Here is a 24,854-nt window from a genome sequence, read left to right as displayed (position 1 = left end):
AACGGTTTATCTAAAAAGCGTAAGAAGCGCGATTGTACGTATTAGGAGGTCATCATGGAAGAAGTTGTCATTCTCAGTGCTAAGCGAACGCCGATTGGGAAGCTGGGTGGCGAGCTTGCTGGTGCCAGTGCGGTTGATTTGGGGGTTGCAGCGGCACAGGCAGCTATTAAAGCGGCGCGGGTTGACCCTGAGCAATTGGATCAGGCTATTTTCGGGAATGTTTTACAGGCCGGTTCCGGTCAGAATGTGGCGCGGCAAATTGCGTTAAAAAGCGGGATGGCAAATCGCTCCACGGCCATGACGGTCAATGAAGTGTGCGGATCCGGGTTAAAGGCGATTCGGCTGGGACAGGCGGCGATTCAATTAAGCGAAGCCACTGCTGTGCTGGTTGGCGGTACTGAAAGCATGAGCCAAGTTCCTTATTACGCCGAAGCCATGCGCGCCGGTCATAAATTTGGCGACACGGCATTTGTTGACGGACTCAGCCGCGACGGTCTAAATGACGCCTTCAGTCAGCAACCCATGGGGATCACTGCGGAAAATATTGCCACGCGCTTTGAGATTAGCCGTCGCGACCAAGATGAGTTTGCCTTGCGCTCCCATTTACGCGCGGCAGCTGCAGCGGCTGAAGGTCGATTTAAATCGCAGATGGCGCCAGTCACGATTGCCGGTCGCCATGGCGATGTCACCGTCGAAACCGATTCCGCCATCCGTCCAGACACTTCGCTGGCTCAGCTAGCCAAGCTGCCGCCGGTTTTTGAAGTTGGCGGTACGGTGACGGCTGGCAATGCAAGCGGTATTAATGATGGTGCGGCGGCTTTGGTTTTGATGGCCAAAAGTAAAGCCGAGCAACTAGGACTACATTATTTAGCGACGATTACGGATTATACTGAAGTTGGCATTGATCCGGATATCATGGGTTATGCGCCTAAATTGGCGATTGACCAGTTGCTTCAGACCAATGGCACTTCGATTTCGTCCATTGATCAAGTCGAGCTCAATGAAGCCTTTGCCTCCCAAAGCGTCGCGGTGATGCGTGACTTGGGATTAACCGATGAACAGGTGAATATCAATGGCGGTGCCTTAGCGTTAGGACATCCACTTGGGGCGTCCGGTGCGCGCATTATGGTTTCATTACTTTATAACTTAGCAGAACGTGATGAAAAGACCGGTATTCCAGCTTTATGTGTTGGCGGTGGTATCGGCATTGCGATGCAGGTCGTCCGGCATGTTTAGGAGGACGTGATGAAATTTTACGAAAAAACGCCTGAAGAAAGGCGCGCGCAATTGATTCGCGAAGGTTCGCTGACGCAGGCGGATGCCAGTTTATTCGCGGCAACGTTATCCCTCCCTGCCGCAACCGAAGCGAAGCTGATCGAAAATTCAATCGGTGAATTTTCGCTACCTTTAGGGATTGCCCGAAATCTATTAGTGAATGGCCAGTTACATCAGGTGCCACTTGCCAACGAAGAACCTTCTGTTGTAGCAGCTGCCAGTAATGGTGCGCGGATTGCTGCCGAAAATGGCGGGGTTGTGGCACGGGTTGATTCGCATCAGGTGGTCGCCGAGGTGGTTTTGACAGACTTAGCCGATTTGGAAGCTGCCAAGCAAACGGTTTTGGCCCATCAAGCAGACATCAAAGCGATTGTGGCAGCCGCTCATCCTTCCATGATTCAGCGTGGTGGCGGGTTAGTTGGCGTTGCCGTGTCGGTGTTAGCCAACCGTTTTTTGAAGATTCGCTTAACCCTTAACCCTAAAGAGGCGATGGGCGCCAATTATGCCAATACGGTAGCCGAAGCAGTTGCAGCAGTCGTTAAAACCTGGCTCAACGGAACGATTTTGGTCAGTATTTTAACAAATACCCCAGCCGAGTTAGTGACCGCGACGGTGCAACTTGATCCGCCGACCCTTGCCACGGAGACAGCGTCAGGTGAGGTAATTGCCAAAAAAATCGTGCAACTTAGCGAATTGGCTTTTGTCGATCCGGAACGTGCCGTAACGCATAATAAAGGAATTCTTAACGGCGTCATTGGAGCAGTTTTGGCAACTGGCAATGACACGCGGGCGATTGCCGCAAGTGTGGGTGCTTTCGCAGCTGCTAGCGGCCAATATCAACCTTTATCGCGCTGGGTGATGCATGCCGGTAAGTTAGAAGGAACCTTGCAAATACCGTTACCGCTCGGAGCGGTCGGTGGTGCAATCGGTGCCTTGCCACTGGCACAAGCTGCCCGCCGCCTTGGTGGTTATCGAGATTTAGCCACCATGCAGCAGGTGATTGCGGCATTGGGCTTGGTGCAGAATCTTGCGGCATTGCGGGCACTGGCCGGACCGGGTATTCAAGCCGGGCATATGAAGCTGCAAGCTAATGCCTTAGCGATCGCGGCTGGTGCCGACGAACGCGAACTGCCGGCTCTGGTCGCTGCATTGCGGGAAGGGCAAATGGACCTAGCACATGCCAAAACTTATTTAGCAAACATTCGATCAAATCAGAAAGTAGGCCAATCAAAAAATGAAAATCGGGATTGATGCCATTGCAATGGATACACCGGACTTTTACGTCGATTTAGTGGAACTCGCAAAGGTTCGGGGAGATGAACCGGACAAGTACACCATCGGCATCGGCCAAGATGAACAGGCGGTACCGCCTTCAAGTCAAGATATTGTGACGATGGGTGCCAATGCCGCAGCACCACTGATGACCCCGGCAGTCCGGGACAGTCTGGGAATGGTGCTGGTCGGAACCGAAAGTGGTGTGGACGCAAGCAAGTCAGCTGCTTTGTTTATTCATCAGCTGCTGGACTTGCCTGAATGGGTACGTGCAGTTGAATTAAAAGAAGCCTGTTATGGCGGAACCGCGGCTTTGATGATGGCGCGGGATTATGTAGCTGGGCATCCAGATAAAAGCGTGCTGGTCATCGCGGCTGATATTGCCCGGTACGGCTTGGCGACAGCAGGTGAAGTCACCCAAGGCGCCGGTGCCGTGGCGATGATCGTCAAGGCGGATCCGCGACTCATCACGATTGAGTCGGATTCGGTTTATCGCTCGGCATCGATTAATGATTTTTGGCGGCCGGTTTACCAGGATACAGCAATTGCCCAGGGAAAGTATTCCACTGAGCAGTATTTGGCCTTCTTTCAGGCGGTCTGGGATCGTTATCAGGCTGAAAACCATTTAACCGCAGCTGATTTTGCGGGGATGACCTTCCATTTGCCTTACACCAAAATGGGCAAAAAGGCGTTGGATTTAGTCTTGCCCGAAGCCGACGACCAGACTGTGAAGCGATTAAAGGAACGGTTTGACGCTAGCACTCGCTACTGCCGCCGGATTGGCAATATTTATACGGGTTCGCTTTACTTCGGACTGCTTTCCTTATTGGATCACGATGCAACACTGCAGGCCGGAGACCGTATCGGGCTATTTTCGTATGGGTCAGGTGCGGTGGCGGAGTTTTTCAGTGGTATTTTGCAGCCAGGCTTCAAAGACCAACTACAGTCAGCCGCTCACGCCCGCCAATTGGATGATCGCCAACAGCTGACGGCGCCGGAATACGAGGCGCTGTTCAGCGATAAGGTGCCTTATGATCCCGAAGATTATCGGCCGGATCCAGCGTACTTCCGTGGCCAATTTGTTTTGACTGGTGTCGTTGGACAGGAACGCTTGTACGAAAAGCGGCCGGCTAATTCATCGACTTCGACACATTAATCTGATTTGTGGCTGGTTATTTTATGGCAATTATTTTCGGCGAACGGTATGAAACCTGTCAATCTGTATTAGTCAATTTGGTTGACTGTTATGGTTCCAACGGGCTTATTATGCCGGTCATGGAAGCGATTTTTAGGCTTTTGGCCTTTTTGCAAGATTAGTTGAAGTGAAAGGGCTTGCATTGCTGACGATTAATTGTCATACTCATTTTTGTAATGAACTTACAAAATTTAAGTAATAATGGAGGCAAGTGTCATGACAGAAAAAATCAACGCTGCAGACGCAATGATCAAGGTGCTCGAAGACTGGGGCATTCATAACATTTATGGGTTGCCTGGTGGTTCTTTTGATAGCACGATGAATGCACTTTATAATCGGCGTCACACGATCAACTATGTTCAGGTTCGGCATGAAGAAGTCGGTGCGTTAGCCGCAGCCGGTGAAGCTAAAGTAACTGGCCGCATTGGCGCAACGTTTGGTTCTGCTGGGCCTGGGGCAGTACATCTGCTGAATGGGTTGTATGATGCTCAATACGATCATGTGCCGGTTTTGGCTTTGGTCGGGCAGGTGCCGACTGCTGCCATGAACACCAACTTTTTCCAGGAAATGAATGAGAATCCGATGTTTGCCGATGTTTCGGTTTACAATCGGACAGCGATGACGGCTGCTCAGTTGCCACATGTTGTTGATGAAGCCATTCGTCAGGCGTACAAGCATCAGGGTGTGGCAGTGGTGACGATTCCTAAAGATCTTGGTTGGGAACAAATTGACGACAATTATGTTTCGTCAGCCAATCTCTACCAAAAGCCGCTTTTACCTGAGCCGGATCCGGAACAGGTTGCAACGGCCTGGAGCATCATCAAAGGTGCCAAGAAGCCGATTTTATACGTTGGTAATGGCGCGCGTGGTGCCCGGGACGAGATTATTGCTTTTTCCGAAAAAACGCATATTCCGATTATCACGACGGCTTTGGCAAAAGGCGTTGTGCCTGACGACTACAAAGCGAATATGGGTTCTGCTGGTCGGGTTGCGTCCAAGCCGGGCGTTGAGGTTGCCCGTGGTGCCGATATGGTCTTGTTCCTTGGTTCGGATTTCCCATTCCAGCCATACTTTATCGCACCGAATGCCAAATATATTCAAGTCGATATTGATGCCAGCAAGTTTGGCCGGCGTCACACCGTTGATTTAGCGGTTCTTGCTGATGCCAAGAAGTTCATCAAAGCATTTACCAACGTCGCTGAGCCATTACCGGAAACGGCTTGGTATCGCGCTTCATTAGCCAATAAGGCAAACTGGGTTGATTGGATGAAGTCCTTTGAAGACGACGCTGAAACGCCATTGCGGGTTGAGCCAATCTTCAAGCTCATCAATGAAATGGCGGAAAAGGATGCCATTTTCCAAGTCGACGTTGGTAACGTGACGATTAACGGGATGCGCTATCTTAAGGCTAACGACGATCAGGCATTCACCACGTCCGGCTGGTATGCGACGATGGGTTATGCGTTGCCAGCAGCGATAGGGGCACAATCAGAGTTCCCGGATCGTCAGGTATGGTCAATCTCTGGTGATGGTGGCTTTGCGATGGTGATGCAAGACATTATGACACAAGTGAAGTATCACCTGCCGATCATTAACGTGGTTTTGACGAACCAAAGCCTAGGGTTCATCGAAGCAGAGCAGGATGATACGCACCAGCCACACTCAGGGGTCGATCTGATCGGTGCCGATTATGGCAAAGCTGCCGAAGCAATGGGCGCGCAGGGCTTTGAAGTCCACACCCTGGATGAACTTAAGGATGCGTTTGCTAAGGCGAAGGATCGTAAGGGTCCGGTTGTGATTGATGTGAAGATTTCCAACTTGCGGCCGATTCCGGTTGAGCAATTGGTTCTCGACAAGCAAACCCAGGATCCCGAAGCAGTCGATGCTTTCGTGAAGAAGTATCATGCTGAGAGTCTGATCCCATTCCGGCAATTGCTTGAAGATGCAGAAAAAACCACTGCGAATGTTTAGTTGCGTCATAAAAAAAGCTTCCGTTCATCAGATTGTTATCTGGTGGCGGAAGCTTTTTTGATTGGCTAGGCTTAAGCGTTTGCCCGGACTTTTATGGCCGCAACCAACGCTGCTTCATCGGTGTAGATGGCGCCATTGAGTTTGATTAACCCAGTCGTATAAAGATTCAGATAATGGAATTGATTTTCGGCAACCCGTTGCAAGGCGTCAAGCTTTTGCTGATTAGTAGCGCCAAGACGTCGACTGTCGGTGTAAAGGCCGAGTATCGGGATTTTGGTGGCATAGGCGACCCCGATTTCAGTGGCCACCCCATTGTCGATGACTGGGCCGTCCAAGATCGCCACCAACAGATCAGCAGCCTCCAGGCGATCAGTATCAGCCTGGGCGATCATTTTGGAATCGGCATAAGCTTCCTTATTGTTAATCGCCGCGTTTTCTTGAGGCACATACAGATCGACGTCAGGAACGGCGGCGCGAATTTGCGCGGCTAATTTTGCGTTGTAATCAAAGTCGGCATGACTGAAAAGGGCGTTGGCAAAATAAATTTTCATGGCAGGAACCTCGTTTTGGATGGATGAATTGGGGGACGAATGGGGATTGGTGAAGATGCTGCTTCATTTAATGCGATCAGCGCCGCGTAAACTTAACAACTGCCTCACAGCGCGCCGTTTGTGGGAACATGTCGATGCTCTGGATCCAGTCGACCTTGTAATGTTTGGCCAGGGGAACGAGATCCCGCGCTAACGTTGAGGGGTTGCAGGAAATATAAACGAACTTTTTAGGATTAAGGGTGAGTAAGGCATCGATAAAAGGACGTTCAAGGCCGGCACGCGGTGGGTCGACAATCACGGCGTCAGGGTGAATCCCTTCTTCCAGCCACTTAGGAAACAGGGTCTCGGCTTTGCCAACAAAATAATGGGCCTGGGTAAAGCCATTATGAGCCGCGTTGGCCTTTGCATCGGCAATGGCCTCAGGCACCGTGTCCATACCGTAGATTGTCTGGTGCCGGTCAGCGAGGCTGATACCGACAGTGCCGATCCCACAATACGCATCAACCAGTGTATCGCCTGGTGCCAGTTCAAGGGCATCTTTTGCGACAGTATAAAGCCGTTCTGTTTGCGCTGGATTAAGTTGTAAAAAGGCTTGTGGCGACACCTGAAAAGTGCGGCCTAACAACGTCTCTTGAATATAAGGCTGGCTAGCCAATAGTCGGCTTTCCTTGCCCCAGATCAACGATGTATTGCCGGGATTAATGTTTTGCGCAATGCTGACGACCATAGGCAAACGCGTTGCAATGGCCGTGACCAATTTTGTCTGCTGCGGCAGTTTAGCGCTGTTGGTAATGAACGTGACTTGCACTTCACCGGTTGCAAAAGACTCCCGAACGACCAACGTTTTGACAATGCCGACGTTCTTTTTTTCCTCATAGATTGGAATCTGGAGCTCTTCAAGCAGCTGACACAAAGCAGTCAGGACTTTCATGGTCAACGGCGCCTGTGTCAAAAAATGGGTTAAGGGGACGAGATGATGTGAGCCGGGCGCATATAAACCGGCGCGAACATGACCGTCAATGACTCGAACCGGGAACTGAGCCTTGTTGCGATAATGCGTCGGGTGCGTCATGCCGATGGTTGGTTTTAAGTCATAATGCTGCCAGCCGGCTGGTTTAAACTTGGCTAAGGCTTGTGCAACGACATCCCGTTTGAAGCGCAATTGTGCCGGATAAGCAAGGTGGTTTAATTCAACGCCGCCAATTTGTCCATAGAGCGGTTCCGCGGGTTTCACCCGATCTGGTGAGGCTGAACGAATTTTGTGCACCTTGGCTTCAAGATAGCGGTCATGAATCGCCGTTACTTCAGCAACGACAACCTCGCCGGGGAGCGCACCGGTGACAAAGGTGATTTTGCGTTGATAGTACCCGATACCTGCGCCGTTGATATCCAAACGCTTGATAGTCAATGGAAAACGTTGTCCGATTTTAACCGTTGTTGCCATAAATACTCCTTTACGCTGACAAATGGTGACGATCCCTGAAAATTCTAGTATAATGTACTTTCAGGAGGATTGACTGTGAAAATTACTTATTGGAATACCATGAGCAAAAAAATGACGGCGACCGTTTGGCAAAACGACACGCCACATGTCATGCACGTTGGCGAAACGCTAGATCTCAAAGTCCAACGCGGCGACAAAATAACCTATAAAGTTGGCCGATTGAACAAGGTACATGCGATTGATTACCAAAGTCCTGAGGCTAAATTTGAAATTCAGATCAATCGCAGCCTGCAAAATGCTTATTTTGTTGTGATGTTTCTGATGGTGGTTTTTTTGTGGTTTAACCGCAATAGTAACTTAAACAACACGATGCTGGTTACTGCGGTGATTCTGGGGCTGGCTGGATATGAAGCATTAGTTTATTTTGTCGGCTATACCGCCAAGCCTTTTCACTAAAATAAAAAGGTTCACAACTGCGCTGATGAGCCGTGTTGACGCTGTAATTGTTTGAGTCGGCGATAAAGATTGAAATAATCTAAATCAGTCGGTTCTGGCATCCAGGTAATCAGCGGGGTTGCGGGATCAAACGGGTGGCCCAGACGCGGGATCACCCGTTTTGGTTTGGTGAGGCTGGTGATGATCAGATCCGGTTTGACTGCTGCATCAGGTGGCACAACCCGGATAAAGCCCAAATCATCCAAAAAGTTGAGCAAATCCCGTTTGGCAAATGAATCATGTTCAATGAGAACATTAACAACCATCTGCATATCCCGGTTAAGTTCGGGATAATTGTCCTTCACCAAAAGATATAAGCCGCTGATGAAGGGTTCGGGAAAGTCGGCAAAAATGGATTCAGGCATCGATTTAGGAATTTTTTTGAGGTACTGTTGAATTTCCGCAGCTAATTGACTGCTGTCGGCTTCTTCATAAGGTGACTGGGCAAAATCAATGCGCTGGCTAAATCGTCCATCGAGTACATATTCGTTAAAACTAAGGCGGTATAAATTAGCAATCATGACTTGGCTTTCGGCAATCAGCTGGCGATCCGTTTCTTGCAGCTGATCGTTCAAGTGGCTGAGCAACCCAAAAACAAATCGATTCACGAGGTTATCGGTTTCATCGAAATGTTCGATGATTTGCCGATCAAGCGTTTGCGGTTGCCGAGTCACGGTCATAAAATACATGCGCATAAAATAATAAAATTGTTTTTCCGCCTTTAGTTCTGACGCTGACAGATTAGGAAACCGTGATTGGGTAAAAATCAAATCCGGCAGGTCATCGTGTCCGGAAAAAAGCAGCTGCATGCGGCGATTCCGCAATAGGGCATGGCCTGCTTTGATCCGCATCAGCTGAATGGCAAGAATGACCAATGCTTCCTTGGACATCGGTTGCACCGGTACCAGCAAAAATGTTGGCGCAACCTGATTGATCTCAGCCAAAAGCGTCTTTGCCTGTTGCTCTTGGACAGCCGAAAATGGCCAGCCAGCCCCGCGATAAGCGAGCATAAAAAAAGTAAACATCGCCAAGCGGATATGTAGCTCATCACCTTCGATTGCCCAGGTTGTGCTGTTGAGACTGACGCCATTGTCCGCCAAGTAATCCCGAAATGGGGTAATCCGGCGACTCAAGGTTGAAACACTTGTCTGGTGATTTTCTTTAAATCGGTGAAAATCAGGATGCGGATTTTTAAACACGTCATCAAAGAATTCAAACGGCAGGCTGTCTTTAAGCAAGGCAAAGCGGTATTGGTTGAGCGTGACCCGTTTTAAAAATTGGGTAAAATTTGCCTCGTCAACGGCTTCGTCAGGAATGATTTTATTAAGCTGAACCAAAACGGTCTGAAATGCCGTGTAGGTTTGCGAGTATGATAAACCTGTTGTGCGGCTAAGTGCATTGATCGATATGGTTGTTTGTGGCAAGGTCTTCATTGCCCGAAATAGTTGATAATTAATCAAACTATGACGGTCAAAAAAACTAGCTTCAAACATAACAGACCTCCATCTTATTTATGAAAAGTATAACATAAGTGATGGCATGATTAGAAAGGTGGTCAAAAGCGCATGGGGCAAATTACAAAGATAACAGCGCAAAAACGGCGGGGACGCTATAATATTTTTCCGGACGGTGAGTATGCCTTTCCGGTCAGTGAGACGACATTGGTGAATTATCAGCTCGCCAAAGGGATGACACTCACACCAGCGGAGGAGGCCCAGATCAAGGACAGCGAAGTCGTTGCCATGGGTTTGGAGATCGGTTTGAATTATATCAATCATCAAAGTCGCACTCGCCATGAAGTCAAGGAACGGTTGGCGAAAGAAGATTTTCCGGAAGATGTCATCGGCCAAATCTTACAGCGTTTAACCGAGCTGGGGTTCTTAAACGATGTCGAGTATGTTCAGCGCTATTTAGAAGCCAATAGCAAAATGGGCGAAGCCGGACCCCGCATGGTGCGTCATAAGCTTGAACAGAAAGGCATTGCGGCCGACTTGTTAACCGAGCAACTAGCCGCCATCCCCTCAACAACCTGGACTGAAGCAGCGGTGCGTGCGGGTCAAAAAAATCTGCGCCACCATCAAAACCGGGCATTTAAGGATCAATTACAGCGACTGCGGGTTGCCTTGATTCAAAAAGGGTTTGACGAAGCAATGATTGCTGCTGCGATTGAAATTCTCGATCCGCAACCGGATGCAGAAAGTGAGCTGGCACTTTTAAAAGCTGAAGCGGCGAAACAGTGGCGGTTAAAACAACATTACGAAGCGCGCATTCGCAAGCAAAAGGTGAAATCGGCATTATTTCGCAAGGGGTTCGATTTGGATGCCATCGATGATGTTTTGGCGGATTTGGCAGAAGAGGACTAGAGCTCTAGTTTTTTAGCGGTATCCGATAAGCTTTGTTATAATGGAAATCGGAATTTTAGAAAGCGGGTTTTGTATGCTGATCCCTAAAGAAGGCGACTCGTTCGCCATTCAGAGTTATAAACATGATGGCAGCTTGCATCGCACCTGGCGTGACACGATGGTGCTTAAAACGAGTGAAGACGCCTTGATCGGCTGCAATGATCATACCTTGGTCACCGAGTCTGACGGGCGTCGCTGGTTGACGCGGGAGCCGGCAATTATTTTCTTTCACAAGCATTACTGGTTCAATGTGATTGCGATGATTCGTGAAGGCGGCGTTTCGTATTATTGCAACTTGGCGACCCCTTTTACCATGGATCAGGAAGCACTGAAATATATTGATTACGATTTAGATGTCAAAGTGTTTGCGGACGGGGAAAAGCGCCTGCTGGATGTTGATGAATATGAAGCCCACCGCAAAATGTGGCAGTACCCCGCCACGACGGATCGTATTTTGAAAGCCAACGTTAAAGTGCTGGTCGATTGGATCAACCACGGTAAGGGGCCTTTTTCCCAAGCCTATGTAGATTTGTGGTATCGCCGGCACTTACAATTGGCCCATCGAATCTGAAGACGGTATGAATGTTGGAGGCAATATGAAACAAATTCCGCAACAACCTGCACAATTATTTGCAGGTCATGCTTACACAACCGAAAGTAGCGATCAGCTCGGCACGTTTCACCCTGCGTGGACGGACTTCGAACAGCGACTGGAGTTTAAGCCGCTTGACCAGCTGGCCAAAACGCCTAACCGAACGGCGATGGTGATCTTTTCACCGTATGATACCTTTCTGTACTGGATCGGCAGCTTATTGCCAGCAGGGACAGATGTACCAAAAGCTTACGACTGTTTCCAACTGCCAGCGGCGACGGCCGGGCAAGTGAAGCAACCGGCCAGTCAAGTCTTGGCAAAAGAATTACCGTTGGCTACCAGCTTTAATAAAGGCTTACAGATCATCGAAAAGGCAGGGTATCCACTGCCCGAACGCCTAGGTCAGACGGATCACCCGTATTATCTAGAAAGTTATCTGCTTGATGGGGCGGCGGTCAAAACGGTGGCTTATCGCCTTTATATTGATCCGAACCAGTTGACCGGTGTGGACGAATATGAATAAAAAAGCAAGCGTGGCCTGATCTGCTTGCAATCATGGGCTTCTAATAAATTCAAATTAGAAGCGTATTTTTTTCAAATTTGGATGGTTTAATCGGACTAACCTGAAGCACCGCTTAGTCTAAGTTCAGTACCATTTCACGATGGCGAATGCCGGCATCCAGGAACTCCGGTCGGTCCGTTAATTGGAACCCTAAAGCTTTATAAAAACCGACTGCCTGAACTTGGGCACCGAGTTTTAGGAACGTCACGTGGTGCTTCCGAGCATACGCGATAATGGCGGTTAAAACCATTTTACCAAGGCCATGCTTGCGGTAGACCTTTTCCACGGCAACACGTTGAACGTGATAGCCGTTTGCTTCCGGTAAAATCCGGGCCGTGGCCACAGGCAAGCCAGCGTCATAAAGGACAAAATAGGTGGCTTTACCTTCATCACTATCGACTTCCAGATCTGCCGGGACATGCTGTTCCTTGACGAAAACGTGTGTCCGGATCTGTACGCTATCTTGATGAATCGGTGAATCTAAAGCAGTTGTTGTCTTTACTTCCAAGGTACGAACCTTCTTTCCGTTTTGATAAATTGTTTGCTATTATAACACTAGCGAGAAGAGGTTGGGGAGGCCAATTATGTTTGATAAGTTACGCCATTCAAAATTAATGTTCTGGTCAGTCGAGTTATTGGTACTGATTTTCGTGGTGATCGGCTTAACCCAGGTCTCGTTCTTATTTGCGCCAGTTGCAACGTTCTTTTCAACGCTGCTGATCCCGATTCTGTCGGCCGGATTTTTGTTCTATTTGTTTAATCCGATTGTGAAGCTGTTGCAGCGACTGCATATCAGTCGCAATATTTCGATTCTTTTGATTTTCCTGGTGGTTATTGGCGCCATCGTCTTAATTGTCATGGCGGTCCTGCCGAATCTGATTTACCAGGTCACCCAATTCATTACCAATATTCCGGATTTCTTAAAGGGGTTGCGTTCCTTTATCAGTAAGGCTTCGCACTACACTTGGTATCAGCGGCTTAACATTGGCAAATATGTGGCAAGCTTACAAATATCGCCAAGCAAATTGCTGAGTCAGGTGCTAGGCAGCTTCTCAAGTGGATTGCCGGGTATGATCGGTTCTTTGGCAAGTATTGTGGTCAGCATTATTACGATTCCGGTGATGCTCTTTTACTTCCTTAAAGACGGCGAAAACTTCGTGCCAAGTATTCAGCGACTCTTACCGCGGCGGTATCATGCGGAGGTGGCAACAGTGTTCACACGCTTGAATGCCACACTATCGCATTATATCGGTGGTCAGGCAATTGAATGTTTATTCGTTGGCACCTTTACGTTTATTGGCTATCTGATCATTGGCATGCCATACGCGTATCTGCTGGGTTTCATTGCCGGTGTGGTCACCATCATTCCTTATTTGGGACCGTATATTGGCATTGCCCCAGCGCTGGTCATTGCGGCAACCCAGGGATGGACCAAAGTTTTGCTGGTTGTCTTGGTCGTCGTCATTATTCAGATGACTGACGGGAACTTCATCTATCCTAATGTCATCGGTCGGTCTTTGGACATTCATCCGTTGACCATCATCATTTTGCTGATGGTGGCGGGCAATTTATGGGGGCTACTGGGCACTATTTTGGCTGTACCGACTTATGCCGTGATCAAAACCGTCATTACTTACTTATACGAACTATATCGGTTCCATCAAGAACATCAGGATGACGAAGATTTTGATGATGAACGTGAACTGCCGGAGCCGACAACGCAGAACGGGGCGCAGCACGATTCTGAATTGAAAAAGAAATAAGGACTTGATATACTGAAGTGATCGAACTACGGGCATGGGTCCCCGTTTTTTTTACGAAAGGTTGTGTTTTTGAATGGGCAGTGACCCAGACGGTCAGATATGGGGACAGTTAATCCTCATTATCTTTTTGACTTTAATTAATGCAGGATTTGCTGCCGCGGAAATTGCGGTCGTTTCAAGCTCACGTACCCGAATGCAAGCACAGGCAGATAAGGGTGATCGAAAGGCAGCTAAGTTGGTTGCCATTATGAAGGACTCCAGCCGGTTTTTGGCGACGATTCAAGTCGGCATTACCTTTGCCGGCTTCTTTGCATCGGCTTCGGCTGCAACTACACTGGCGGATCGAATTGCCCCGATTTTTGGTCAGTGGTCCTTTGCCCATGAAGCAGCGGTTATTTTAGTTACGTTGATTTTGTCGTATTTTTCGCTTGTCTTCGGTGAACTTTATCCCAAGCAAGTGGCGCTTCAACGGGCAGAACGCGTGGCCAAGATGAGTGTGACGCCGATCAGTTGGCTAGCGACGTTAATGCGTCCGTTTGTCTGGCTTTTATCGGCGTCGACTCAACTACTGATGAAGTTGACCCCCATGGAATTTAACCATCAAGGCGAATCTGTCACACGTGAAGAAATGGTCGCCATGATCGAAAATGGCCGGAATGCCGGCGCCATTGATCCTGATGAATATCAAATGTTTGAAGGGATTATCTCGTTGTCAGACACGATGGCGCGTGAAGTAATGGTGCCGCGAACAGATGCCTTCATGATTGATGCCGAAGAACCTGATCAAAAAGCAATCGACGCGATTTTAAATAATATTTACTCACGAATCCCGGTATACGAAGAGGATAAGGACCATGTCATCGGGATTGTCCATATCAAGAACTTACTCAAGGAGGCACGGCGAGTCGGTTTTGAACATGTTAAAATCGAATCGGTGATGACGGAGCCGGTGTTTGTGCCAGAAACCATTACCGTGGATGCATTGCTCAAGGAAATGCAAACCCGTCAACAGCAAATCGCCATTCTTTTGGATGAGTATGGCGGCGTTATTGGCATTGTCACGATTGAAGATTTACTTGAAGAAATCGTCGGCGATATTGATGATGAATCGGATCAGGCGGAGCAGCTTTATACGAAGCAAACGGAACATGACTATGTCGTTTCCGGGCGGATGCCGATTTCGGAGTTCAATGATTTATTCAAGACCAGTCTGGATGTGCCGGATGTTGATACCATCGCCGGCTATGTGTTGACGCAGATTGGTGCGATCCCTTCGACGCATCATAGCGAAAAACTTGAGCTAGCACCGGGGGTTGTTTTGTCGACCGGCAAAGTAGAAGGGTCACGGCTTGTCAACGTTCACATTCATTTAACTGATATGCCGACGTTAGAGACATCGACAGACGTATCATCCAAGGAGACCGATAGCTAGCACGGCTCAAAATGACATAGAGCAGATGCTGGCAGTAACTTTGAACATTTTGGAAGGAACCAGATAATGAAACCACAGGAATTAGCACAAGAAGTCGCAAAACGGCGGACGTTTGCGATTATTTCTCACCCGGATGCCGGGAAGACGACGATTACCGAGCAGCTATTGCTGTTTGGCGGTGTTATCCGTGAGGCCGGAACGGTTAAAGGCCGAAAATCCGGACATTTTGCCAAATCGGATTGGATGGAAATCGAAAAGAAACGTGGTATTTCGGTTACGAGTTCGGTGATGCAATTCAATTATCAAGGCAAACGTATTAATATTTTGGATACACCTGGGCACGAGGACTTTTCCGAAGATACGTATCGGACGCTGATGGCTGTCGATGCTGCCGTGATGGTGATCGATTCAGCTAAAGGGATCGAAGCCCAGACTAAGAAGCTGTTTAAAGTTGTTAAGCAACGTGGTATTCCTATTTTTACCTTCATGAATAAATTGGATCGCGACGGGCGCGAGCCGTTGGATTTGATTGCTGAATTAGAAGACCTGCTGGGTATTGAAGGTTATGCGATGAACTGGCCGATTGGGATGGGCAAAGGCTTGAAGGGGCTGTACGATCGGGTAAATAACCGAATCGAGTTATATCGACGAGAAGGAGAAGATCGCTTTTTGCCGCTTAATGACAAAGGTGAATTGGATGCCAGTGAACCATTGACTCAGGATTCTATTTACACGCAAACGATGGATGACATTGAGCTGTTAAACGATGCGGGTAATCAATTTAGCCTCAAGAAAATCATGGCTGGTGATCAGACGCCGGTTTTCTTCGGGTCAGCCTTGACTAACTTTGGCGTCGAAACTTTTCTGAATAGCTTTGTTAAATATGCGCCTGAGCCGGGTCCCAAAAAGACTGAGCAAGGTGATGAAGTGATGCCGACCAATCCGGAATTCTCAGCGTTCGTCTTCAAGATCCAAGCGAATATGAACCCGGCTCATCGCGATCGGATTGCGTTTGTGCGAATTGTTTCCGGCGAATTTGAGCGTGGCATGGATGTTGTTTTACATCGCACCGGTAAAACCATGCGGCTTAACAATTCCACCGAGTTTATGGCCGATAGCCGCGAAACCGTCTCGACTGCGGTTGCGGGGGATATCGTCGGCTTATATGACACCGGTAATTTTCAGATTGGCGATACCATTTATCAGGGGAAAACACCGATCCAATTTGAAAAGTTGCCACAGTTTACCCCGGAAATCTTCGTGCGCGTCACCCCGAAAAATGTTATGAAACAAAAGTCGTTTCATAAGGGCATGCAGCAGCTGGTTCAAGAAGGGGCGGTCCAACTTTATAAGACTTACCATACAAATGACTACATTCTCGGTGCCGTCGGGCAATTGCAGTTTGAAGTTTTCCAGTTCCGGATGTTGCATGAATACCACTCCGAGGTTGTGATGACCCCGATCGGTTCGCGCATTGCCCGCTGGATCGATCCGGATCAAATGGACGAAAAAATGAGCAGTTCGCGGAACTTGCTGGTGCAAGACATTCACGGTGATCCGTTGTTCTTGTTTGAAAATCAATACGCTGAGCGGTGGTTTGCAGACAAGTATCCGGATGTAAAACTGACGGCTAAGCTTTAATCTTGGCAACAAAAAAACGGCTATTGGCCGTTTTTTTGTTGCCGAATTTTGAGGCGCCTTTTCGCTTATACATGAGAACCATGACAATGCATCGTTTGATCGCCTAACGAATGAACAAAAACCCTCTTTTATTCAGCCTGACGTTCTAGCTTAGGCACCGTTACCTCGGCTAAATGGTGGCCCATGATTGGCGAAACCTCGTCAATGGACTTTTTGAGCAGCCGGTCAAGCGTGAAGGCAATTTCCTCACGTTGAATGTTGCGGCGTTCGTTGGTGAACAGTATCTCGATGTGTGAAGGTGCTTCTGTATAAACAACGGTGGTTTGACCGAGTGAAAAGACTTTGACAAGTCGGGCATCAGTGCCGCTTAGTTGCTGGCTTACCAAATTTCTAAAGCTGTTGGTGACATTAATTAGTCGCATGGTCAGGCCCTCCATTTCTCTTCCTACTGGTTTTATTATAAAACAATTTAAGGAAAAATAATATTATGTACAATCGAAAGCCCGCGAACATTTTGTCCGCGGGCTTTCTGTCTTTGTATCAATCATCCTGATCGTTATGATCGGGCGATGTTTGCTAGTTGTTACTTTTTACTGGTTTTTGAAGACGTTTCGGCTTTGGCTGGTTCGCCAACCGTAATTTCACCATTGCTGATGCGTGCTTCAAGTTCCTTGGCATCCGGATGATCCAGATAGAAGTCAGCTACCCGATCTTCAATCTGTTCCTGGATTACCCGGCGTAATGGCCGCGCACCCATGGATGGATTGTAACCCAGACTGACCAGCTTCTCTTTGACCGGATCGGTGACATGAATCGTCAGACCCTGACTCTTGAGATTATTGTTGGTGTCAGTGATCATTAAGGAAACGATCTTCAACAAGTCATCTTTAGAAAGTGGCTTGAATTCAACAATATCATCGAAACGGTTGAGGAATTCCGGCTTGAAGTAATTGCCAAGCTGATCCAGAACGCTGTGCGTCTTGCCACTCAAGGTTGCACCAAAACCAACATTAGCTTCGGCATCGGTTGATCCGGCGTTGGACGTCATGATAATGATGGTATCCTTGAAGGAAACGGTACGACCTTGCGAATCTGTCAATCGGCCATCATCCAGAATCTGCAGGAACATGTTCATGACATCGGGATGGGCTTTTTCAATTTCATCTAACAAAATCAGACTATAAGGATTCCGCCGAACTTTTTCAGTTAACTGGCCGGCTTCCTCGTAGCCAACATAGCCTGGCGGTGACCCAATCAGTTTGGAGACACTGAATTTCTCCATGTACTCCGACATGTCAAACCGAATCATGGCATCTTCCGAACCGAACAGCTCTTTGGCAAGCTGCTTGGCCAGCTCGGTTTTACCGACACCAGTAGGCCCAACGAAGAGGAAGGAACCGATTGGCCGGCCGGTCTTATTGAAGCCAATCCGGTTACGCCGAATGGCCCGCGCAACCTTGTCAACCGCCTCGTTTTGACCGATGACGTGTTTTTCAAGATCGCTGGCAAGGTTCTTCAACTGTGCCTGTTCTTGTGCCTTTAGTTCACCGACAGGAATGTTGGTCTTTTCTTCGACAATCTTTTCCATGTCCTTTTCGGTGACAGTTGGCACTTCATTTTCAGGGAGATTTGATTGTTTCTTGGCCATGTCTTCTAATTTCGTGACCTGATCGCGATAGAAGGCGGCTTTTTCGTAATCTTCCTGTTTCAGTGCTGCCTGCTTTTGATTCTCGGCATCCGCAATCTTGGTTTTAATCGTTTCAGGATCAACGGTCGCAATCGTCAGATTCTTGCGGGATCCGGCTTCGTCCAACAGGTCAATGGCCTTGTCGGGCAAAAAGCGATCCTGAATGTAGCGGTTACTGAGTGTAGCTGCGGCTTCAATCGCGGCTTCCGTGTACTTAACGTGATGGAAGTCTTGATAACGCGGCTGCAAGCCTTTCAGAATTTTAATGGTTTCGTCAACGCTTGGTTCTTCAACCATGACGGGCTGGAGTCGCCGAGCAAGCGCGGAATCTTTTTCAATTTGCCGATACTCGTTGCTGGTGGTTGCACCAACCAGTTGCAATTCGCCACGAGCGAGGGCAGGTTTCAAAACGTTGCCTGCATCCATGCCGCCTTCAGCGTTGCCGGCACCGACAATTTCGTGAATTTCATCAATAAATAGGATAATGTTTTTATTTTGTTTGAGTTCATCGATCAATTGTTGCATCCGCTGCTCGAATTGACCACGAATACCCGTTCCTTGAACAAGGGAAACGACATCGAGACGAATGACGTGACGATCCTGTAGCTTTGCCGGTACGTCGCCATTGGCAATCTTCAAAGCCAAGCCTTCGACGACAGCGGTTTTGCCGACACCGGCTTCACCGATCAGAACCGGATTGTTCTTCGTCCGGCGATTCAGGATTTCGATCACCCGCGAAATTTCCTTATCGCGACCGATCACCGGATCAATTTGGCCTTTGCGTGCCTGTTCGGTCAGATCAACACCAAATTGACCCAGCAATCCCTTACCACCATTGCCATTGCGGCCGTTGTTACCATTGCCGCCGCGTCCTGCCTGAGTAGGCGGGATCTGCGCGTTAGGCTGTTGCGGCCGATCCATTCCCTGATTCATCGCACGGAAGATATCATCTAAGCTCCCGAACCCAAACGGATCAGTAGCATTTGTTGGATTCATATTTCCTCCTGCTTGTTTCTTGAGTAATTGATAACAGTTTTGGCAGAGATTGATCTCCTGCCGCGTACCGTTAACAACGGTTGAAAGATGAATAGTGGCTGGATTCTTATGACAGTTTTCACATAACATTTTGTCACAACCTTCCTGTCTAAACAGGTGCCACATATAGTCGAAAAAGGTTTGACCTTTCTTGACCTATGGCAATAGTATACACCCTCATGTCGAGAATGCAAGCACTCGACACACAAGAGTGCTAAAAAGTTCCAAATATTTCAGTGATATCAGGCATTAGCGCTTTTTCAATGCCTACTTTTATGCTAACCTTATGGAGTGAGGTGAGGCAAATAGATGACTCAGGATTATGTCGCTTTAATGGATGAGTTAAAGACTGGTCAGCGTGACAAGATCACGGTGACGCCCGAAACATTCATGGCGTTTCGGGCGGCATGGACAAATTATCCCGATCGTGAAGAAATTGTGGGGACGGCAAAACGCAATGGTGTCATCGAATACCATTACCGGTCAGTTGATTCCCGCTAAATAAGCGTCAAATCTCATGTGACGCTTGTGGCAAGCTACAAAAAATGGTAAGGTTTACATGAATTGTTTTAGGTGTTAGTGTGCCTATAAACTATTCGGAAAAACACTAGAAATCTAGTTAATATGAAGGAGCAGATCAGTCATGGAAAAACGTGAATTTAACATTATTGCAGAAACCGGGATCCACGCACGTCCGGCAACCTTGTTGGTACAAGCAGCCAGCAAGTTCAACTCAGACATCAACTTGGAATATAAAGGTAAGAGCGTTAACCTCAAGTCCATTATGGGTGTTATGAGTTTGGGTGTTGGCCAAGGCGCCGATGTTACCATTTCTGCTGAAGGTGCCGACGAAGCAGACGCAATTGCTGCTATTACCGATACTATGAAAAAAGAAGGCTTGGCTGAATAATGGCTGAACATTTGAAGGGAATCGCTGCTAGTGATGGGATCGCCACAGCGAAGGCCTATTTACTGGTTCAACCTGATTTATCATTTGACAAAAAAACGGTTGATGATCCTTCAAAGGAAATCAATCGGCTGAAGCAGGCACTTGATCAAAGTAATGATGAGTTAAAGGTTATCCGTGCAAAGGCCGCTGAATCGCTTGGCGAAGAAGAGGCTCAAGTTTTTGATGCCCATATGATGATTTTGGCTGATCCTGACTTTACCGGTCAGATCGAATCCAAGATCAAGGACGAAAAAGTAAATGCCGAACAAGCTGTGAAGGAAGTTTCCGAATTCTTCATTCAGACCTTTGAAGGCATGACTGATAATCCATATATGCAGGAACGTGCTGACGATGTTCGCGATGTAACAAAGCGTATTATGGCGCATTTGTTGGGTCGTACATTGCCGAATCCGGCGTTGATTGATGAAGAAGTCATTATCGTGGCTCACGATTTGACCCCTTCTGACACGGCACAGCTCAACAAGAAGTATGTGAAGGCATTCGTCACTGATATCGGTGGTCGGACGGCCCACAGCGCAATCATGGCGCGTTCATTGGAAATTCCTGCTGTTGTCGGAACCGATGACGTCACCAAGAAGGCCCAAAACGGTCAATTGATTTCCGTTGACGGTCTGACTGGTGAAGTGGTCATTGATCCTTCGACGGATGAGGTTGCCAAATTCAAGCAAGCTGCTGAAGCATTTGCCAAGCAAAAGGCTGAATGGGCGCAACTGAAGACGGCGAAATCCGTGACGGCTGATGGCAAGCATTTTGATGTTGCGGCTAACATCGGAACCCCGAAGGATCTCGATGGTGTGCTGGCCAATGGTGCTGAAGGTATCGGCCTGTATCGTACCGAATTCCTTTACATGGATTCTTCCGAATTGCCGACTGAAGACGATCAGTTCGAGGCCTACAAGAAGGTTCTTGAAACCATGAATCCAAAGCCGGTCGTTGTTCGGACAATGGATATTGGCGGGGATAAGCATTTGCCGTACCTGCCATTACCGCAAGAACAAAACCCATTCTTAGGTTATCGTGCGATCCGGATCAGTCTTGATCGTCAAGATATTTTCCGTACCCAATTGCGGGCTTTGTTGCGCGCATCTGCATTCGGTAATCTGCGGATCATGTTCCCGATGATTGCAACCATTTCCGAGTTCAAACAGGCTAAGCAGATCTTCACAGAAGAAAAAGACAAGTTGGTTAAGGATGGCGTTAAGGTATCCGACAACATTCAGCTTGGCATTATGATCGAAATTCCTGCTGCGGCAGTTCTGGCTGATCAGTTTGCTAAGTATGTCGACTTCTTCTCGATCGGGACTAACGATTTAATTCAGTACTCAATGGCGGCTGATCGTGGGAACGAACATGTTTCTTACCTGTATCAACCATACAACCCATCGATCCTCCGGCTGGTCAAGCATGTGATTGACTCAGCCCACAAGGAAGGCAAATGGGCTGGCATGTGTGGTGAAGCTGCTGGTGATCCGATCATGGTTCCGTTGCTGCTTGGTATGGGACTTGACGAATATTCCATGTCTGCAACTTCTGTTCTTAAGGTGCGCAGCTTGATGAAGCGGCTCTCCACCAAGGACATGGCTAAGACGGCCGATGTTGCTCTAAATGAAAATATTTCGAATGACGAAAATGCGGACTTGGTTAAAAAGGCAACCGGTCAGTAATGACGTCATGATTTGAAGAAGGCTGTAATCCCGAATCGGATGGCGGTCTTTTTTTGCTTTAAAGCATTGGCGAGAGAGCTTTGTCATTTCTTTTAAGTGGTGCTTGATAAGTAGACAGCAATGCCTGGGCTGGTCGTATTTACCTGGTGCGCATGCAGCATTTTCAGAAAAGTGGTATGGTTATTATGTAAACTAAAAAAGGTCGAGCCACGATGCAGATCTGTGATAGTAAGTATGGTGGTTCACCGAATGAGGGGGAATTGCATGTATTTACAACATCAAACAAAAACAGGCTTGCAGCGCAGGACTGGTGCTTTTTCCACTGCGCGTGTTCGGTTACGACTAGTGGCGCTCATTTCGACAATGGGCGGTCTTCTTTTTGGCTATGATACAGGTGTCATCAATGGCGCTTTGCCGTTTATTTCCAGTGAACTTAAACTAGCACCTGGTTTACAGGGATGGGTTACCAGTAGTTTAACGTTAGGCGCGGCTTTTGGTGCTGTGTTGGTCGGCCGTGTCAGTGACCGTTACGGGCGTAAACGTTTGATTACCGGATTAGCCGGTTTATTTTTTCTCGCCACACTCGCTTCTTCACTAGCGCCTAGTGCTGGTTGGTTGATTGGGGACCGGATGGTCTTGGGGCTGGCAGTCGGTGGTGTTTCGGTTTTGGTTCCTAGTTTTCTGGCTGAAATTGCGCCAACGAATCGGCGTGGTCGGCTTGTGACCCAAAATGAATTAATGGTCGTCTCGGGTCAACTGCTTGCGTTCATCTTGAATGCCGTTTTAGGGACGAATTTTGGCAATGTTCACGGTATTTGGCGGTGGATGATCGTCTTGGCCGTAATTCCGGCTATCTTGCTAGGTGTCGGTACCCATTTTGTTCCCGAGTCGCCGCGTTGGTTAATGATGAAAGGTCGTCAGCAAGATGCCAAGGACAGTCTCGCGGTTTTGCGAACACCTCAAGAGGTTCCCAATGAGCTTGAACATTTAAAACAGACGATTGCGAAAAGTGCAGAACATAAAAAGGTCAAGCCGGTTGATGCGCTCAAGGTTAAGTGGATTCGCCGACTATTGATGATCGGTATCGGCTTAGGCGTTATCCAACAAATCGCTGGGATTAATGTCATGATGTATTATGGAACATCAATTTTGCAGATGACCGGATTTGGCCGCAACAGTGCATTGATTGCCAACATTGCCAATGGGGTCACGGCGGTTGCTGCCACGATTGTGACGATGCAATTACTTAAACATGTGCCGCGCCGACCATTATTGATTATTGGTTTAATCGGTACGTCACTGGCGATTACCGGCGTGACGTTCGCTACCCGTTTGCCCGCAGGATCGCCGATGCGTTCTTTTACAACCATTCTGATGATGATGCTCTTCCTGGCCTTCTTCCAAGGAGCGATTAGCCCAATGACCTGGCTGCTTATGTCGGAGATTTTCCCGGAACAGTTGCGCGGCCTTGGTATGGGCACAGCGACCTTCTTCCTGTGGTTGAGTAATTTTGCGGTTGGGGTGCTTTTCCCAATTGGCTTGGCACAGATGGGGATGTTTTGGACGTTCGTTTGCTTCATTGTGACGAATATTGTCTCGTTGCTGTTTGTCGTTATCTTTGTACCGGAGACGGCAGGGAAGTCGTTGGAGGCTTTGCACCGTGAAGAAAAGGCGCGGTTGAGTCGGTGAGTGAAAAAATTCATGTTGCAAGATTGCAGCTGTTCTGAAGTAGGCTCAAGCTCCATAAAACGCGTTCGCAGGCCCAGAAACCTGCGTGTAAGGACCTCTCAAGCATAAATGGTAAAAGACAGATCAGTTCCTGATGCACTTAAAAACGCGCTCACCAGCCCAGAAACCTCCACATAAGGACCTCAGACCTAAATGGCCAAAGCCCGGCCATTTAGGTCTGAGGCCACTTATGCTCCGGTTTCTAACCGGGCTGGTGAGCGCTCTGCTCTGGGTAAAATATTTGCCCTTTCTCCAAAGTCTGGTAGGATAAAGTTGTATCAATTAATTCGATGAACCTTCACAAAGGGGAGCCATTGGCTGAGATCGGGGAGACCCGGACCCTTCGAACCTGTTCGTTAATGCGAGCGTAGGGATTTGTGAACGGTCGGAAGCGACCTTCTTTGTGAGTGGGGATTCACTAGGAGGCTTTTTTATGCAACAACATAAGCGTCTGGTTGTTATTTTGGAAACAGCGATTATTGCCGCGTTTGCGATGGCGCTGACGTATATTCCGCATACCACCGGTGTTTCGGCGATTGAGTTGAATTATGGCTTGATTCCGATTGCGGTGCTGGCGATGCGGCGTGGGGCGATTCCTGCCGCATGGGCTGGCTTTGTCTGGGGCATTCTTGATTTGATTCTGCGTGGCCTTAGTGGCGGCAGTGTTCTGAACCCGATTCAGGGCTTTCTTGAATATCCAATCGCCTTTACGCTAGTTGGTTTAATGGGATTGACCTATGCTGCCTTTCAAAAGAACGTTCGCGGCGGTGAAAAGGTAAAGGCTAGCGGCTATGCTTTTGCCGGTATTATCATCGGTACTTTTGCTAAGTACTTCATTCACTTTATCGCTGGTGTTGTTTTCTGGGGCAGTTATGCACCAAAGGGCATGAATGCCTGGATCTATTCGTTGATCGTTAACGGCGGATCTGCGCTGTTCAGTACCGTATTGGCGATTGTCGTTGTCGGCATTTTGCTAACGGTCGCGCCACAACTCTTTATTGCCAAAGATGGCAAGTCGCTTTCTACCAAAGCAGCTTAAGCCGTTGCATCATTCGTAAAAATGACTGGCTGGTTCTTGTCTCCCCGTATTGTAAGGGGTTAGGCATCTAGGCCTTAAATCGGTTCCAAAGATGAAACAAATCTTTGGAGCCGATTTTTTTGTTTTCAAGAAAACT

22 protein-coding genes and 1 riboswitch are annotated in these 24,854 nt (G+C 48.2%); of the genes, 16 read left to right on the top strand and 6 right to left on the bottom strand.

The window, feature by feature from the left end:
- Nucleotides 1-54: 54 nt before the first annotated feature.
- The 4 genes from LBCZ_RS08560 (at nucleotide 55) to spxB (ending at nucleotide 5,713) form a co-directional block, all read left to right on the top strand.
- Nucleotides 55-1,236: a thiolase family protein gene (locus LBCZ_RS08560; protein WP_025012671.1), complete on the top strand. Its 1,182-nt coding sequence runs from the start codon at nucleotides 55-57 to the stop codon at nucleotides 1,234-1,236.
- A gap of 9 nt (nucleotides 1,237-1,245) precedes the next feature.
- Nucleotides 1,246-2,526, top strand: a complete 1,281-nt coding sequence (locus tag LBCZ_RS08555) for a hydroxymethylglutaryl-CoA reductase, degradative (RefSeq protein ID WP_025012672.1) — start codon at nucleotides 1,246-1,248, stop codon at nucleotides 2,524-2,526.
- On the top strand, nucleotides 2,510-3,703 hold the full coding sequence (locus tag LBCZ_RS08550) for a hydroxymethylglutaryl-CoA synthase (RefSeq protein WP_025012673.1): 1,194 nt from the start codon (nucleotides 2,510-2,512) through the stop codon (nucleotides 3,701-3,703). The genes LBCZ_RS08555 and LBCZ_RS08550 overlap by 17 nt, the downstream gene beginning before the upstream one ends.
- A gap of 255 nt (nucleotides 3,704-3,958) precedes the next feature.
- Complete coding sequence (gene spxB / locus LBCZ_RS08545; RefSeq protein ID WP_025012674.1) at nucleotides 3,959-5,713, top strand: pyruvate oxidase; 1,755 nt, start codon at nucleotides 3,959-3,961, stop codon at nucleotides 5,711-5,713.
- Nucleotides 5,714-5,784: 71 nt separating this feature from the next.
- Here spxB and LBCZ_RS08540 read toward each other — a convergent pair whose 3' ends face one another.
- On the bottom strand, nucleotides 5,785-6,264 hold the full coding sequence (locus LBCZ_RS08540) for a nucleoside 2-deoxyribosyltransferase (protein WP_010487663.1): 480 nt from the start codon (nucleotides 6,262-6,264) through the stop codon (nucleotides 5,785-5,787).
- A 76-nt stretch (nucleotides 6,265-6,340) separates the two neighbouring features.
- On the bottom strand, nucleotides 6,341-7,708 hold the full coding sequence (rlmD, locus tag LBCZ_RS08535; RefSeq protein WP_039639163.1) for a 23S rRNA (uracil(1939)-C(5))-methyltransferase RlmD: 1,368 nt from the start codon (nucleotides 7,706-7,708) through the stop codon (nucleotides 6,341-6,343).
- Nucleotides 7,709-7,783: 75 nt separating this feature from the next.
- Between rlmD and LBCZ_RS08530 the strand changes: the two genes are divergently transcribed.
- On the top strand, nucleotides 7,784-8,164 hold the full coding sequence (locus LBCZ_RS08530) for a hypothetical protein (protein ID WP_025012675.1): 381 nt from the start codon (nucleotides 7,784-7,786) through the stop codon (nucleotides 8,162-8,164).
- An 11-nt stretch (nucleotides 8,165-8,175) separates the two neighbouring features.
- Here the strand turns inward: LBCZ_RS08530 and LBCZ_RS08525 are convergent, their stop codons facing one another.
- A complete protein-coding gene (locus LBCZ_RS08525; RefSeq protein ID WP_025012676.1) occupies nucleotides 8,176-9,696 on the bottom strand; it encodes a helix-turn-helix domain-containing protein in 1,521 nt (506 codons plus the stop codon).
- A gap of 72 nt (nucleotides 9,697-9,768) precedes the next feature.
- Here LBCZ_RS08525 and recX point away from each other — a divergent pair, with 72 nt between their 5' ends.
- The 3 genes from recX to LBCZ_RS08510 all read left to right on the top strand — a co-directional run bounded on the left by recX (nucleotide 9,769) and on the right by LBCZ_RS08510 (nucleotide 11,720).
- Nucleotides 9,769-10,566, top strand: a complete 798-nt coding sequence (recX, locus tag LBCZ_RS08520; protein WP_025012677.1) for a recombination regulator RecX — start codon at nucleotides 9,769-9,771, stop codon at nucleotides 10,564-10,566.
- 73 nt (nucleotides 10,567-10,639) lie between these two features.
- A complete protein-coding gene (gene ntdP, locus LBCZ_RS08515; RefSeq protein WP_025012678.1) occupies nucleotides 10,640-11,176 on the top strand; it encodes a nucleoside tri-diphosphate phosphatase in 537 nt (178 codons plus the stop codon).
- A gap of 25 nt (nucleotides 11,177-11,201) precedes the next feature.
- On the top strand, nucleotides 11,202-11,720 hold the full coding sequence (locus LBCZ_RS08510; RefSeq protein WP_025012679.1) for a hypothetical protein: 519 nt from the start codon (nucleotides 11,202-11,204) through the stop codon (nucleotides 11,718-11,720).
- A 112-nt stretch (nucleotides 11,721-11,832) separates the two neighbouring features.
- On the opposite strand, the gene LBCZ_RS08505 is transcribed toward LBCZ_RS08510, so the two are convergent.
- Nucleotides 11,833-12,267, bottom strand: a complete 435-nt coding sequence (locus LBCZ_RS08505; RefSeq protein ID WP_025012680.1) for a GNAT family N-acetyltransferase — start codon at nucleotides 12,265-12,267, stop codon at nucleotides 11,833-11,835.
- 76 nt (nucleotides 12,268-12,343) lie between these two features.
- On the opposite strand from LBCZ_RS08505, the gene LBCZ_RS08500 reads away from it, so the two are divergent.
- From LBCZ_RS08500 to LBCZ_RS08490, 3 genes are all read left to right on the top strand, one after another.
- Nucleotides 12,344-13,522 carry an AI-2E family transporter gene (locus LBCZ_RS08500; protein ID WP_025012681.1) on the top strand — a complete coding sequence of 393 codons (1,179 nt, stop codon included), beginning with the start codon at nucleotides 12,344-12,346 and terminating at the stop codon, nucleotides 13,520-13,522.
- 73 nt (nucleotides 13,523-13,595) lie between these two features.
- Nucleotides 13,596-14,954: a hemolysin family protein gene (locus LBCZ_RS08495; protein ID WP_039639160.1), complete on the top strand. Its 1,359-nt coding sequence runs from the start codon at nucleotides 13,596-13,598 to the stop codon at nucleotides 14,952-14,954.
- Between the two features lie 66 nt (nucleotides 14,955-15,020).
- Nucleotides 15,021-16,595 carry a peptide chain release factor 3 gene (locus tag LBCZ_RS08490; protein WP_025012682.1) on the top strand — a complete coding sequence of 525 codons (1,575 nt, stop codon included), beginning with the start codon at nucleotides 15,021-15,023 and terminating at the stop codon, nucleotides 16,593-16,595.
- A gap of 128 nt (nucleotides 16,596-16,723) precedes the next feature.
- On the opposite strand, the gene LBCZ_RS08485 is transcribed toward LBCZ_RS08490, so the two are convergent.
- Entirely contained in the window at nucleotides 16,724-17,017 is a 294-nt protein-coding gene (locus LBCZ_RS08485) for a DUF1827 family protein (protein WP_025012683.1), read from the bottom strand.
- 161 nt (nucleotides 17,018-17,178) lie between these two features.
- On the bottom strand, nucleotides 17,179-19,407 hold the full coding sequence (locus LBCZ_RS08480) for an ATP-dependent Clp protease ATP-binding subunit (protein ID WP_164476277.1): 2,229 nt from the start codon (nucleotides 19,405-19,407) through the stop codon (nucleotides 17,179-17,181).
- 219 nt (nucleotides 19,408-19,626) lie between these two features.
- On the opposite strand from LBCZ_RS08480, the gene LBCZ_RS08475 reads away from it, so the two are divergent.
- From LBCZ_RS08475 to thiT, 5 genes are all read left to right on the top strand, one after another.
- Nucleotides 19,627-19,818 carry a hypothetical protein gene (locus tag LBCZ_RS08475; RefSeq protein WP_025012685.1) on the top strand — a complete coding sequence of 64 codons (192 nt, stop codon included), beginning with the start codon at nucleotides 19,627-19,629 and terminating at the stop codon, nucleotides 19,816-19,818.
- A 142-nt stretch (nucleotides 19,819-19,960) separates the two neighbouring features.
- Nucleotides 19,961-20,227, top strand: coding sequence for a phosphocarrier protein HPr (locus LBCZ_RS08470; RefSeq protein WP_003566007.1), 267 nt, complete (start codon nucleotides 19,961-19,963; stop codon nucleotides 20,225-20,227).
- The gene (ptsP, locus tag LBCZ_RS08465) at nucleotides 20,227-21,951 is read left to right on the top strand and encodes a phosphoenolpyruvate--protein phosphotransferase (protein WP_025012686.1); all 1,725 of its coding nucleotides are present in this window, start codon (nucleotides 20,227-20,229) and stop codon (nucleotides 21,949-21,951) included. The genes LBCZ_RS08470 and ptsP overlap by 1 nt, the downstream gene beginning before the upstream one ends.
- Nucleotides 21,952-22,215: 264 nt before the next feature.
- On the top strand, nucleotides 22,216-23,640 hold the full coding sequence (locus LBCZ_RS08460; protein ID WP_025012687.1) for a sugar porter family MFS transporter: 1,425 nt from the start codon (nucleotides 22,216-22,218) through the stop codon (nucleotides 23,638-23,640).
- A gap of 333 nt (nucleotides 23,641-23,973) precedes the next feature.
- A riboswitch (TPP riboswitch) is annotated at nucleotides 23,974-24,071 on the top strand.
- A gap of 41 nt (nucleotides 24,072-24,112) precedes the next feature.
- Nucleotides 24,113-24,718 carry an energy-coupled thiamine transporter ThiT gene (gene thiT / locus LBCZ_RS08455; protein ID WP_010487772.1) on the top strand — a complete coding sequence of 202 codons (606 nt, stop codon included), beginning with the start codon at nucleotides 24,113-24,115 and terminating at the stop codon, nucleotides 24,716-24,718.
- The last annotated feature ends 136 nt before the right edge of the window (nucleotides 24,719-24,854 follow it).

This window comes from Lacticaseibacillus casei DSM 20011 = JCM 1134 = ATCC 393, assembly GCF_000829055.1.
GTDB lineage: Bacteria > Bacillota > Bacilli > Lactobacillales > Lactobacillaceae > Lacticaseibacillus > Lacticaseibacillus casei.
This window is presented reverse-complemented; position numbering and strand designations above follow the sequence as displayed.